Source organism: Dyella ginsengisoli (assembly GCF_044904665.1).
Classification (GTDB): domain Bacteria; phylum Pseudomonadota; class Gammaproteobacteria; order Xanthomonadales; family Rhodanobacteraceae; genus Dyella_A; species Dyella_A ginsengisoli.
In genome coordinates this window covers 435,414-447,771 of sequence record NZ_JADIKM010000003.1, presented here as the reverse complement: position 1 = coordinate 447,771, position 12,358 = coordinate 435,414, and the positions used below count along the sequence as shown (strand labels likewise).

At 63.0% G+C, this 12,358-nt stretch carries 10 protein-coding genes and 7 tRNA genes; 2 read left to right on the top strand and 15 right to left on the bottom strand.

What is annotated here, in order from left to right; all coding sequences use genetic code 11:
* Nucleotides 1-7 precede the first annotated feature (7 nt).
* The 14 genes from ISP17_RS12310 to rlmE form a co-directional block, all read right to left on the bottom strand.
* A tRNA-Val gene (locus ISP17_RS12310) sits at nt 8-82 on the bottom strand.
* 20 nt (nt 83-102) lie between these two features.
* Entirely contained in the window at nt 103-375 is a 273-nt protein-coding gene (locus ISP17_RS12305; RefSeq protein WP_017461157.1) for an HU family DNA-binding protein, read from the bottom strand.
* Between the two features lie 345 nt (nt 376-720).
* Entirely contained in the window at nt 721-3,231 is a 2,511-nt protein-coding gene (gene lon, locus ISP17_RS12300; protein WP_404633537.1) for an endopeptidase La, read from the bottom strand.
* 156 nt (nt 3,232-3,387) lie between these two features.
* Nucleotides 3,388-4,680, bottom strand: a complete 1,293-nt coding sequence (gene clpX / locus ISP17_RS12295; protein WP_404633535.1) for an ATP-dependent Clp protease ATP-binding subunit ClpX — start codon at nt 4,678-4,680, stop codon at nt 3,388-3,390.
* Nucleotides 4,681-4,786: 106 nt separating this feature from the next.
* Nucleotides 4,787-5,410 (bottom strand): ATP-dependent Clp endopeptidase proteolytic subunit ClpP, encoded by a 624-nt coding sequence (gene clpP / locus ISP17_RS12290; RefSeq protein WP_449757873.1) that lies wholly within the window; start codon nt 5,408-5,410, stop codon nt 4,787-4,789.
* Between the two features lie 58 nt (nt 5,411-5,468).
* On the bottom strand, nt 5,469-6,761 hold the full coding sequence (tig, locus tag ISP17_RS12285) for a trigger factor (protein ID WP_404633531.1): 1,293 nt from the start codon (nt 6,759-6,761) through the stop codon (nt 5,469-5,471).
* Between the two features lie 89 nt (nt 6,762-6,850).
* Nucleotides 6,851-6,935, bottom strand: a tRNA-Leu gene (locus ISP17_RS12280).
* A gap of 262 nt (nt 6,936-7,197) precedes the next feature.
* Nucleotides 7,198-7,273: transfer RNA gene (locus ISP17_RS12275), tRNA-Lys, on the bottom strand.
* Nucleotides 7,274-7,287: 14 nt separating this feature from the next.
* Nucleotides 7,288-7,364, bottom strand: a tRNA-His gene (locus ISP17_RS12270).
* Nucleotides 7,365-7,379: 15 nt separating this feature from the next.
* Nucleotides 7,380-7,456, bottom strand: a tRNA-Arg gene (locus ISP17_RS12265).
* 25 nt (nt 7,457-7,481) lie between these two features.
* Nucleotides 7,482-7,558, bottom strand: a tRNA-Pro gene (locus tag ISP17_RS12260).
* Between the two features lie 172 nt (nt 7,559-7,730).
* Nucleotides 7,731-7,807, bottom strand: a tRNA-Arg gene (locus tag ISP17_RS12255).
* A 246-nt stretch (nt 7,808-8,053) separates the two neighbouring features.
* A complete protein-coding gene (gene ftsH / locus ISP17_RS12250) occupies nt 8,054-9,985 on the bottom strand; it encodes an ATP-dependent zinc metalloprotease FtsH (protein WP_404633529.1) in 1,932 nt (643 codons plus the stop codon).
* The gene (gene rlmE, locus ISP17_RS12245; protein WP_404634304.1) at nt 9,982-10,632 is read right to left on the bottom strand and encodes a 23S rRNA (uridine(2552)-2'-O)-methyltransferase RlmE; all 651 of its coding nucleotides are present in this window, start codon (nt 10,630-10,632) and stop codon (nt 9,982-9,984) included. The genes ftsH and rlmE overlap by 4 nt, the downstream gene beginning before the upstream one ends.
* 81 nt (nt 10,633-10,713) lie before the next feature.
* On the opposite strand from rlmE, the gene yhbY reads away from it, so the two are divergent.
* Nucleotides 10,714-11,010, top strand: coding sequence for a ribosome assembly RNA-binding protein YhbY (yhbY, locus tag ISP17_RS12240; protein WP_404633527.1), 297 nt, complete (start codon nt 10,714-10,716; stop codon nt 11,008-11,010).
* The gene (locus tag ISP17_RS12235) at nt 11,010-11,420 is read left to right on the top strand and encodes an Mth938-like domain-containing protein (protein WP_404633525.1); all 411 of its coding nucleotides are present in this window, start codon (nt 11,010-11,012) and stop codon (nt 11,418-11,420) included. The genes yhbY and ISP17_RS12235 overlap by 1 nt, the downstream gene beginning before the upstream one ends.
* On the opposite strand, the gene ISP17_RS12230 is transcribed toward ISP17_RS12235, so the two are convergent.
* Nucleotides 11,402-12,298 carry a peptidoglycan DD-metalloendopeptidase family protein gene (locus ISP17_RS12230; RefSeq protein ID WP_404633523.1) on the bottom strand — a complete coding sequence of 299 codons (897 nt, stop codon included), beginning with the start codon at nt 12,296-12,298 and terminating at the stop codon, nt 11,402-11,404. The two genes, ISP17_RS12235 and ISP17_RS12230, sit on opposite strands and share 19 nt — an antisense overlap.
* Between the last annotated feature and the right edge of the window lie 60 nt (nt 12,299-12,358).

Genomic DNA, 12,358 nt, shown 5'->3' with positions numbered 1-12,358 from the left:
TTTTTTCTGGTGGGTGCTGTAGGGATCGAACCTACGACCCTCGCCTTGTAAGGGCGACGCTCTACCGCTGAGCTAAGCACCCGAAACCAAGCAGCAAGCCGCTTAGTTTAGGGCATCCTTCAGGGTCTTGCCAGCCTTGAAAGCCGGGACCTTCGAGGCCTTGATCTTGATCGTCTCGTTGGTGCGCGGGTTGCGACCCGTGCGAGCAGCGCGCTTGCGGACAGTGAAGGTACCGAAGCCGACGACCGACACATCGTCACCCTTCTTGAGCGCCTTCTGGACGGTTTCGAAGAACGCCTCGAGGGCGCGACCGGCGTCGGCCTTGGTCAGCTCGGCCTTGTCGGCAATCGCATTGATCAGATCGGTTTTATTCATTGAGACACTCCCTTAAACGGTTTGCGGCCCGCGTGGTCAGTTGGGACTGAGACGACGCCGACATGGATGATTGGCTCCGCTAGGCGCCGTCCGCTACCCCGCATCACTGCGCAAAAACGAAGGCGCGGGGATTGCGGTACGCCTTTATACCAGTGGCTCGCGCGAATCCGCAATACAAGTTACAGCAAGGCTTTCGGGCTATATCGCGATGTTCGCCGACACCCCTTCCGATGCTTGACAGACGCGACCCAAATGCCGCCGGAAAGACAGCCATTTTGCATCTGCAGCAAATGAAAAAACGCCCGGACCAGCCGGGCGTTTTGCATAAAGCAGGTGGTGTGCAGATCAGTGGGTACGGGAAGGGCTCCCCGCAGGATCTTCCGACTTGACGTCCACCTTGGTGAGGTCGCCACCCGGCGAGGCTACCGGCTGCAGCGGTCGCTCCAGCGCAATGTCGAGAACCTCATCGATCCAGCGCACCGGGTGGATGTCGAGCGAGCTGGTGATGTTGGCCGGCATATCCGCCAGATCCTTTTTATTCTCCTCCGGAATGATCACCGTGGTGATGCCGCCACGGTGCGCCGCGAGCAGCTTCTCCTTCAATCCGCCGATCGGCAGCACGCGACCGCGCAAGGTGATCTCGCCGGTCATCGCGACTTCGGAGCGAACCGGGACGCGCGTCAGCACCGACACCAATGCCGTGCACATTGCGATGCCTGCACTGGGCCCATCCTTCGGCGTGGCTCCCTCAGGCACGTGGATGTGCATGTCGAGCTTCTGATAGAACTCCGGATCAATGCCCAACGCCTCGGCGCGGGCACGCACCACGGACAGTGCCGCCTGGATGGACTCCTTCATGACATCGCCCAGCTGGCCGGTATGCACCAACTTGCCCTTGCCCGGCACCACCGATGCCTCGATGCTGAGAAGATCTCCGCCAACCTGAGTCCAGGCCAGGCCGGTGACGAGACCGACTTCGTTCTGCAACTCCTTTCGGCCGAAGTCGAAGCGGCGTACGCCCAGGTAATGCTCCAGGTTATCGCTCGTCACGGCGATGCCGGACGGCGCCTTTTTCGCCTTGGCCTTGGTCGGCTTGATCTTCGCGCCGGTGGCAGCCTTGCCCGTCGCCTTGACCTCGCCAAGCGTCAACTCCTTCACCACCTTGCGGCAGATTTTGGAAATCTCGCGCTCGAGGTTACGCACACCGGACTCGCGCGTATAGAAGCGCACGATGTCCCGCACCGCGGCCGCGTCGACGCTCAACTCCTCCGACTTCAGGCCGTTGGCCTTGAGCTGCTTGGGCAGCAGATAGCGCTGGGCAATCGCCAGCTTCTCATCCTCCGTGTAACCGGGGATGCGGATGACCTCCATGCGATCCAGCAGCGGCCCCGGAATGTTCAGCGAGTTGGCGGTGGCGATCCACATCACCTCGGAGAGGTCCAGATCGACTTCCAGGTAGTGATCGTTGAAGGTGTGATTTTGCTCTGGGTCGAGTACTTCCAGCAGCGCCGAAGACGGATCGCCGCGGAAATCCATCGACATCTTGTCGATCTCGTCCAGCACGAACAGCGGGTTCTTGGCGCCGACCTTGTTCAAGTTCTGCACGATGCGTCCCGGCATCGAGCCGATGTAGGTACGGCGATGACCGCGGATTTCCGCCTCGTCACGCACGCCGCCAAGACTCATGCGCACGAACTTCCGGTTGGTCGCCTTGGCGATGGATTGACCCAGCGAGGTCTTGCCCACGCCCGGCGGTCCCACCAGGCAGAGGATCGGCCCCTTCATGGTGTTCACACGCTGCTGCACGGCGAGGTACTCCAGGATGCGTTCCTTGACCTTCTCCAAGCCAAAGTGATCGGCGTCCAGCACCTCCTGCGCGAGCTGGAGATCCTTGCGGACCTTGGAACGCTTCTTCCACGGCACGCCAACCAGCCAGTCGAGATAGTTGCGCACGACGGTCGCCTCGGCGGACATCGGCGACATCTGCTTGAGCTTGTTGAATTCCTGGCGAGCCTTGGCAAGAACCGCCTTGGGCATCCCGGCCCCTTCGATCTTGCGCTGCAACTCCTCGACTTCGTTGGGTCCCTCTTCCCCCTCTCCCAACTCCTTCTGAATCGCCTTCATCTGCTCGTTCAGGTAGTACTCGCGCTGGCTCTTCTCCATCTGCGACTTCACTCGACCGCGGATGCGCTTTTCCACCTGCTGCAGATCCATCTCGCCATCCACCAGACCGATCAGCAGCTCAAGACGCTGCCCGACGTCGGCCGTTTCCAGCACCTTCTGCTTGTCGGCCATGCGCACTGAGAGATGGGCAGCAATCGAGTCCGCCAGGCGCGAGGGATCCTCGATTCCCGACAGCGTCGCGAGCACCTCCGGCGGCAACTTGCGGCTCTGCTTCACCAGTTGCTCGAACAGCGAGGTCAAGGTGCGGGATACCACGTCGAGCTCCCGTTCCTTCGAGCTGTAGACCGGCTCGATGACGTGCGAGCGGGCGGTGAGCATGCCGCCGTCGTCCTGGTAATCTTCGATGGCCACGCGAGCCTGCCCCTCCACCAGCACCTTGACGGTGCCGTCGGGCAGCTTCAGCAGCTGCAACACACCGGCGAGGGTGCCGACCTGGTGCAGGTCGGCGATCTCCGGATCGTCAATGTCGGGACTCTTCTGGGCAACCAGCAGGATCTGGCGCTCGCCTTCCATCGCGCGCTCCAGGGCGCGCATGGATTTGTCGCGACCGACAAACAGTGGGATCACCATGTGGGGATAGACCACCACGTCGCGTAACGGCAGCACCGGCAGCGCATCGAGCGACGCCGGCGTTCCGGTGGACACGGTGGTTGAAGAGGCGTTCTTTGCCATGGAGATTTCTCGAGTCAGGCCTGCCCCCGACACTGCGCCGGGGCCACTATCTCGTCAAGTGGAGGCATCGAGCCGTCCGCGCAAGTCCGTGACAGGCATTGGAAAAAGAAAAAGCCCGGCACGGGCCGGGCTCTCGCATCAAGCATCCAGCGTTACTCAGGCAGCGCCACCGCCCTCGCCCACCGCTCGCTGCTGCAGATTGCCGCGATAGATGAGGTAAGGCTCAGCCTGACCTTCGATGACAGCATCATCAACCACTACCTTGCTGACGTGCTCCAGCGACGGCAGCTCATACATGGTATCGAGCAGCACCTGCTCCAGAATAGTGCGCAAGCCGCGCGCGCCCGTCTTGCGCTTGAGCGCCTTGCGCGCGATGGCCTGCAGGGCCTCGGGGCGGAACTCCAGTTCGGCACCTTCCATCTCGAACAGCTTGCGGAACTGCTTGGTCACCGCGTTCTTGGGTTCGGTAAGAATCTTCACCAGGGCCGCTTCGTCCAGCTCATCGAGCGTCGCCACCACCGGCAGGCGGCCCACGAATTCCGGAATCAGTCCGAAGCGCACCAGATCGGCCGGCTCGACATCAGCCAGCACCTTGCCCAAGTTGGTGGTGCGCTCCTTGGAACGAACCTCGGCAGAGAATCCGATGCCCGTGGTTTCAGAGCGTTGCTGAATCACCTTCTCCAGACCGGCAAAGGCACCGCCGCAGATGAACAGGATGTTCTTCGTGTCGACCTGCAGGAATTCCTGCTGGGGATGCTTGCGCCCGCCCTGTGGCGGCACCGAGGCCAGCGTGCCCTCGATCAGCTTGAGCAGCGCCTGCTGCACACCTTCTCCCGACACATCGCGGGTAATGGACGGGTTCTCGCTCTTGCGTGAGATCTTGTCGATTTCGTCGATGTAGACGATGCCCGACTGCGCCTTCTCGACGTCGTAATCACACTTCTGCAGGAGCTTCTGGATGATGTTCTCGACATCCTCGCCCACGTAACCCGCCTCGGTGAGCGTGGTTGCATCGGCGATCGTGAAAGGCACGTTCAGCAGCCGTGCCAGCGTCTCGGCCAAGAGGGTCTTGCCCGAGCCGGTCGGCCCGATCAGCAGGATGTTGGACTTGCCCAGTTCGATCTCGTCGCTCTTCTGGCGCGACTCCATCCGCTTGTAGTGGTTGTAGACCGCAACGGCCAGCGACTTCTTCGCGCGCGTCTGCCCGACCACGTACTGGTCCAGCGTTTCCATGATTTCGCGGGGCTTCGGCAGCTGCGTGCGGCCGGAGGCCGCCTTCTCTTCCAGCTCTTCGCGGATGATGTCGTTGCAGAGCTCGACACATTCGTCGCAAATGAACACGGAAGGGCCCGCGATCAGCTTGCGCACTTCATGCTGGCTCTTGCCGCAGAAGGAGCAGTAGAGAATCTTGCCGCTGTCGGTGGAACGCCCCTGCCGCTCGTCGCTCATGCTTGTGATCCTGCCTGTAACTCGGTTTTCGACCCGAGAATAACACAGGGCCCTGCGCCTGAATCCAGACGCAGAGCCCGGGAAAAACAGCCTGGTGACTGCTCGATCAGGCCGACTTGACGCTGTCGACCGCCCGACGGTCCAGCACGGAATCGATCAGGCCATACTCCTTGGCCGCCTCGGCGCTCATGAAGCGGTCGCGCTCCATGTCCCGCTCGATCTTGTCCAGCGGTTGACCAGTATGGTCGACGTAGATCTGGTTCAGGCGGCGACGCAGGTAGAGGATTTCCTGAGCCTGGATCTCGATATCCGTCGCCTGTCCGCGAGCACCACCGGAGGGCTGGTGGATCATCACGCGGGAGTTGGGCAACGAGTACCGCTTGCCCTTGGCGCCCGCCATGAGCAGCAGCGAGGCGGCACTGCAGGCCTGGCCGATGCACATGGTGCTGACGTCGGGCTTGACGAACTGCATCGTGTCGTAGATCGCCAGACCGGCGGTCACCGCGCCACCGGGGCTGTTGATGTACAGATGGATGTCCTTCTCGGGGTTTTCCGATTCCAGGAACAGCATCTGCGCCACCAGCAGGTTGGCGACGTGATCGTTCACCTCGCCCACCAGAAAGATCACCCGCTCCTTCAGCAAACGGGAGTAGATGTCGTACGAGCGCTCACCGCGGGCCGTCTGCTCGACGACCATGGGAATCAGGTTGAGGTTGGTGATCGTATCCATGGTCATTTGTGCGGCACTCCGGTGATTGGCGTGATGGAACAACCCGAGAATACGCGGCTCAGGCACCCGCCGGACGCATCACCTCATCAAAGCTCAGATTCTGGGCCGTGGTGCTGGCGTGTTCTGCCACCCACTCGGCCACCTGGTCTTCCATTACGCGGTTCTGCAGTCCCTGCATCAGTTGGGGATCGGAGTTGTACAGTTCAATGACCTGCTCCGGCTCCTCGTAGGTCGAGGCGATTGCTGCCAGCTGCTCGGCCACGCGCTTGCGATCGATCACCAGCGACTGCTTGCGGGCGATCTCACCCATCAACAGGCCAGCCAGCACGCGCTTGCGCGCCATCGGAGCAGCGGCCTCGACCAGCTGCGGCGGGGGCTGCTGGCCCTTCGGAACGCTGCCCGCAGCGAGGGCACGGGCTTCGGACTGCACCATCAGGTTCGGCACATCGACATCGGCGTAGGTGTCGGCGAGCTTCTCCGCCACCTCGGACTTCAGGCGCGCCATCAGCGTGGCTTTGAGCTCGCGCTCCAGGTTGGCACGGACTTCCTTGCGGAAAGTGTCCAGGTCGCCGTCGGCGATGCCGAACAGCTTGGCGAACTCCGCGTCGACTTCCGGCAGCTGGGGCTCCTGCACCTTAACGATGCTGAAGCTCACCTTGGCCGTCTTGCCGGCCAGCTGTTCATTACGAAAGTCGGCCGGAAATTCAACATCGGCCTCGAACGACTCCTCGCCCTTGCGGCCGGTCAGCGCCTCGTCCAGCGCCTTGAACAGCGTGCCCGAGCCCAGCACGCTGCCGGCACGCTCCAGGCCCTCGGCCGGGAAGCGATAGTCGCCCGCCTGCGCGGCGTACTCGAACATCACGAAATCGCCATCCTTGGAGGCGCGGTCCACGGCGTCGAACGTGCGGCGCTGCTGACGCAGCGTCTCGATCATCTTTTCGATGTCAGCGTCGGACACCTCGGCCACCGGGCGCTGGATCGCCAGCGTGGAGACGTCGATGGCCGGGAACTCGGGCATCACCTCGAAGGTGGCCGTGTAGGCGATCTCGCCATTCTCCGGCTTGCCCGTGGTGTCGATGGCCGGATTCGCCACCGGGCGGAGGTTCTCCTTGTCGAAGGCCTCGCGCAGCGTGCTACCGATCAGATCTGAGAGCACCTCGCCACGCACCTGCGCGCCAAAGCGCTGCTGGATGACGGTCGTCGGCACCTTGCCCGGACGGAAGCCCTTGAGGCGGACCGTGCGGCCCATTTCCGCGATGCGCGCGCTGACCTGCGACTCGTAGCGCTCGGCAGGAAACTTCACGGTGAGCTTGCGCTCGAGCTTGCCAACGTTCTCAACCGAAACCTGCATGACGACTCCTGGATGACCTTGATGACGGGCCTGACGAAGGCACCGTGGCGGCACGGTAGCCGCCCGTAACGTGAAAAAAAGCAAGGGATTGGTGCGAAAGGCGGGACTCGAACCCGCACGGTGTTACCCGCCAGAACCTAAATCTGGTGCGTCTACCAGTTCCGCCACTTTCGCCTCACCACCGTCGAAGCACCGTAAGCGGCAGATTTCACGAGCAATTTGCTTCGGGCAGAAGCCCTGGCGCAGATCGTTTCGCGCACTCTGCAGAGCGGCTCTAAGTCGATGATTCCCTTACACGAAAGCCCCGTATTCTAGGGTCGCGCCAGCCCGCAGCACAAGCGCTCCGGAGCCGTGGCTGATGCTTTCCCCCGCCGAAGGAAATGCCTGCCCGGAAAAGCAAAACGCCGGTCGATGTCGACCGGCGTCCTGGGTTCACTGGTGGGCCGTGTAGGATTCGAACCTACGACCAATTGATTAAGAGTCAACTGCTCTACCAGCTGAGCTAACGGCCCTGAAACTTCAAATTTGGGGTGAGCGATGGGATTCGAACCCACGACATCCGGAATCACAATCCGGGACTCTAACCAGCTGAGCTACGCCCACCATAAAACACTTTGTTGGCGCGCCCGACAGGACTCGAACCTGCAACCGTCGGCTTAGAAGGCCGATGCTCTATCCGGTTGAGCTACAGGCGCAGTCACCGCACGGAAGAGCCTAGCGTGGTCGGGGCAGAGGGATTCGAACCCCCGACTTTTGCGTCCCAAACGCAACGCTCTACCAGACTGAGCTATACCCCGCCAAAAACATCGATCACGTTCGCTGCGCGAAGCTTTCAAATGTACGGGTGACGTGTCGCCCAGTCAATCCGTATACGAGCACACACCGAACCACCTTGCCGTTCGGCCTACAGGGCAATCCACCGCCCCGCAGCTTGGAAGCATCCGCGAGCGGACATTTCCTGGATGAAGATGGCGCGCCCGGAGAGATTCGAACTCCCGACCGCCTGGTTCGTAGCCAGGTACTCTATCCAGCTGAGCTACGGGCGCACACTTCAAAACGTTTCGCCTTGGCTTCTCATCCACCGGAGTGAAGAGCGCCGAAGCAAGAAGCGGAATTATTCAGATACAGCCGTCGGGCGTCAACACTTTTTTGAATTTTTTTGTTGCACGGTGCCGGTCGCCCAACGACGGCACCGCTCCCACTTGGGATCATCGGCTCGTTTGGCCGTCCAAACAGAAACGCCGCGAAAGACGCGGCGTTCTGGATAAGTGAAAGCGCTTGATGCCGGTCCGTCAACTCTGGACAGCGGGATTGCCGAGCTTGCTCGAACCCGTATCGCCCCGCGGGGGCAACGGCGGCATGGGACCACCCGGGCCGCTCTTGGACCAGTCGGCCGGCGGACCGGGCACACGGCCCTCCATGATCTCGTTGATCTGGTGCGCGTCGATAGTCTCGTACTGCAGGAGCGCCTCGGCCATCACATGCAGCTTGTCGATGTTGTCCGTCAGCAACTGCTTGCTGCGCGCATAAGCGCGATCGAGGATGCCGCGCACCACCGCATCGATCTTGCTCGCGGTTTCGTTCGAGATGCTCTTGTGCTGGGTAACCGAGCGCCCCAGAAACACCTCGTCCTCGTCCTCGCCGTAGGTGATCGGCCCGAGCTCGTCGGAAAGCCCCCATTTGGTGGCCATGTTGCGGGCCATCTTGGTGGCTCGCTCGATATCGTTCGAGGCGCCCGTGGTGACCTTGTCCGCTCCGAAGATCAACTCCTCCGCCACGCGACCGCCGTAGAGCGAGCAGAGCTGTGACTGGATCGCCACGCGGTTGATGCTGTACTTGTCGCTCTCGGGCAGGTACATCGTCACACCGAGGGCGCGACCACGAGGAATGATGGTGACCTTGTAGACCGGGTCGTGCTCCGGGACGAGTCGACCCACAATCGCATGCCCGGCCTCGTGATAGGCGGTGAGTTTCTTCTCGTCCTCGCTCATGGCCATCGAGCGGCGCTCGGCGCCCATGAGGATCTTGTCGCGCGCCTTGTCCAGGTGGCTCATGCGCACTTCGCGCGCATTCTCACGGGCTGCGAACAGCGCCGCCTCGTTGACGAGGTTGGCCAGATCGGCACCGGAGAAGCCAGGCGTGCCTCGCGCGATCACCATCGCGTTGACGTCGCTCGCCATCGGCACCTTGCGCAGGTGCACCTGCAGGATCTGTTCACGGCCCTTCACGTCCGGCAGCCCGACAACCACCTGGCGATCGAACCGGCCCGGGCGCAGCAGCGCCGGATCAAGCACGTCGGGACGGTTGGTCGCAGCGATGACGATGATGCCTTCGGTGCCTTCAAAGCCGTCCATCTCCACCAGCAGCTGATTGAGAGTCTGCTCGCGCTCATCGTGACCGCCGCCCAGACCGGCGCCGCGATGGCGGCCGACGGCATCGATCTCGTCGATGAAAATGATGCACGGTGCGTGCTTCTTGGCCTGCTCGAACATGTCGCGCACACGGCTGGCGCCGACGCCCACGAACATCTCGACGAAATCCGAGCCGGAGATCGAGAAGAACGGCACTTTCGCCTCGCCGGCGATCGCCTTGGCGAGCAAGGTCTTGCCGGTACCCGGTGGGCCAACCATCAATACCCCGCGGGGAATCTTGCCGCCCAGTTTCTGGAACTTGCCCGGGTCGCGCAGGAATTCGACCAGCTCGCCGACCTCCTCCTTGGCCTCGTCACAGCCGGCCACGTCGCTGAAGTTGACCTTCACCTGGTCCTCGCCCTGCAACTTGGCACGGGAGCGACCGAAGCTCATTGCGCCGCGACCACCACCGCCGGACTGCATCTGGCGCATGAACCAGATGAACACGCCCGCGATCAGGATCACCGGCAGCCAGCTCACCAGCAGGCTGACCAGGGAGAACCCGGGCGCCGATTCCTGGCGGACCTCGACGCCCTTGTCCTGCATCTGCTTGATCACGGTGTTGGTGGAGAAGCCGAGCACCGGAGCCACCGTGCGGAAGCTGCTGCCGTCCTTCAGCTTGCCGCTGATGGTGGCTGGATTCTCTGCGCTGATGTTGGCGTTGGACACGTTGCCGTTGTCCACGTTCTGCACGAATGCGCTGTAGGGCAGATCGGACGAAGCACCGCCGTGGGGATTGAAGCTCTGGAACACGGCGATGAGCACCACCGCGATGATCAGCCAGAGCAGGAGGTTTTTAGCCATCTCGTTCATACACGGTTTCCGCCCGGTTGCGCCCCGCCGGACTTGAGCCCGACGGCCAACGCGTACACCTCCCGCGAACGCGCGCGGGAGGCCTTAGGTTTACGCATACTTACGCGCGAAAAGTCCGCACGCAAGCGACGAAGGTAATCATCGAAGCCGGTGCCCTGAAACAGCTTGATCAGGAACGATCCACCCGGCTTGAGCCATTGCTTGCTGAAATCCAGCGCTAGCTCGGCCAGATCCATGGAACGGATCTGATCAGCCAGCGCCACGCCACTCATATTGGGGGCCATGTCCGACAGCACAAGATCGACCTTCTGGTTGTCCAGTCGGGCCTCGAGCTGCGACAACACATCCGCCTCGCGGAAGTCGCCTTGCAGGAAATCCACGCCGGCGATGCCCTGCATGGGGAGAATGTCGAGCGCCACCACCTTGCCGGTATCACCCAGACGCTGACGCACCAGTTGCGACCAGCCTCCCGGAGCTGCGCCGAGATCCACCACGGTGATGCCCGGCTTGAGCAGGCGATCGCGCTCGATCAGTTCCTCGAGCTTGTAGACCGCTCGGGAGCGCACGCCCTCGGCCAGGGCCTTCTTCACGTAGACGTCGTCGAAGTGTTCCCGCAGCCAGCGGGAACTGCTTTTGCTGCGGGGCATGGCGGCAAGATCACAGATACGGGGAATGACCTGCATGATACCCTTTGGGGTCCGTTATCCGCGAATCGAGCGTTTCCCTGCATGGCCCTCTCTCCTTCCCAGCGCCGCTACCTGCGCAGCCTTGCCCACGACCTGAGCCCGGTCATCCTGCTCGGCGCCAAGGGCGCTACCGATGCGGTAGTGAAGGAACTGGACCTCGCGCTGACCCATCACGAACTGGTGAAGGTGAAGCTTTCCGGTGGTGACAAGGACGAGCGCCAGGCGCAGATCCGGTTCCTCGCCGAGGGCACTGGCGCCGAGAACGTGCAGGAGATCGGACACATCGTGGTGCTGTTCCGTCGCAACGCCGACGATCCGAAGCTTGCCCTGCCGCGCTGATGGACCTGTCGCTCGACCGCCCCGAGTCGTTCCTGTTCGTGCGCCGCACGGCGCGCGACCGCATCACGGTGGTCGACCGGGACATCACGGTGAGCTTCCTGCTCGCGCCGGATCGCATGATCGAGGGTTGGCCCGCCTCGGACGCCAGGAGCCTGGGCCCCGACCTTGCCGAGGCGTTCTTCGAGCTGCAGCCGGAACTGGTCCTGCTGGGCACCGGCGAACGGCAAAGCTTCCCTCCGGCCGATTTTCTCGCGGCGTTTCTGCGTCGCGGCGTGGGCATCGAAGTGATGGACAATGCCGCCGCTGCGCGCACCTACGACCTGCTCGCCGGCGAAGGACGCCGTGTCGTCGCGGGTTTCATCCTGCCGGGCCATCCGGCGGCGCCTGAGCCTCAGCGCGCGGGCAGGTAATCGAGCGGATTGACCGGATTGCCGTTACGGCGGATCTGGAACTGCAGCTCGTCGCGCGAGGCGCCGGTGTCGCCCATTTCCGCGATCTGCTGGCCAGCCGACACGCGCTGCCCTTCCTTCACCAATCGCTTGCGGTTGTGGCCATAGGCAGAGAGGAAGTCGTCACTGTGCTTGACGATGATCAGCTCGCCGTATCCAACCAGACCGTTGCCGCTATAGACCACCACGCCATCGGCGGCGGCCCGCACCGGACTGCCGGCCGCGCCGCCGATTTCGATCCCGGGAATGGCATCGCCGCTCTGGAAACCGTTGATCACGCGGCCGTCGGCCGGCCAGCGCCACTGGACGCCACCGGCTGAACGGGTGCCTCCCGACGCCGCTGCGGGCAAAGCCGGCGGTGGCGACACGCTGGCCGGTTCGCCGGCCACCGGCACATTGTCGGCAAGGGCGGGCGAACGCGTGGGAGCCGATGACGAAGCGTACGGCGCGGCGGGGCGCGACCCGGTAACCGCAGCGGGCGATACGCGGGGCGCCGGCGACACCCGCGCCACCGACCGGCTGGTGACGGCATCGCGGGAGGACGGCGAGCGCAGCACCAGCTGTTGTCCGGGTCGGATCGTGTAAGGCGCCGGGATGCCGTTCCAGCGGGCCACGTCGCGGAAATCCACGCCGTGCCGGAACGCGATCGAATAAAGCGTGTCGCCCTTCGCCACCCGATAGCTCGCCGCATGGCCCTGCGGCTGCGAGCGTGAGGATGCCGGATAGGTTGTGATGCGCGGTTGGCTCGTGCGCTGTACGACGACCGATCTAGTCGTGCCGCAGGCGGCCAGCAGGACGGCGAGCAAAAGCATCGCTAGCGACTGGATGGTTCCCTTCATGCCAAGAAGCATAGCGACCTCATGCCGCGTTTCCTATGCGATGACCGGCATGCAGGCGGG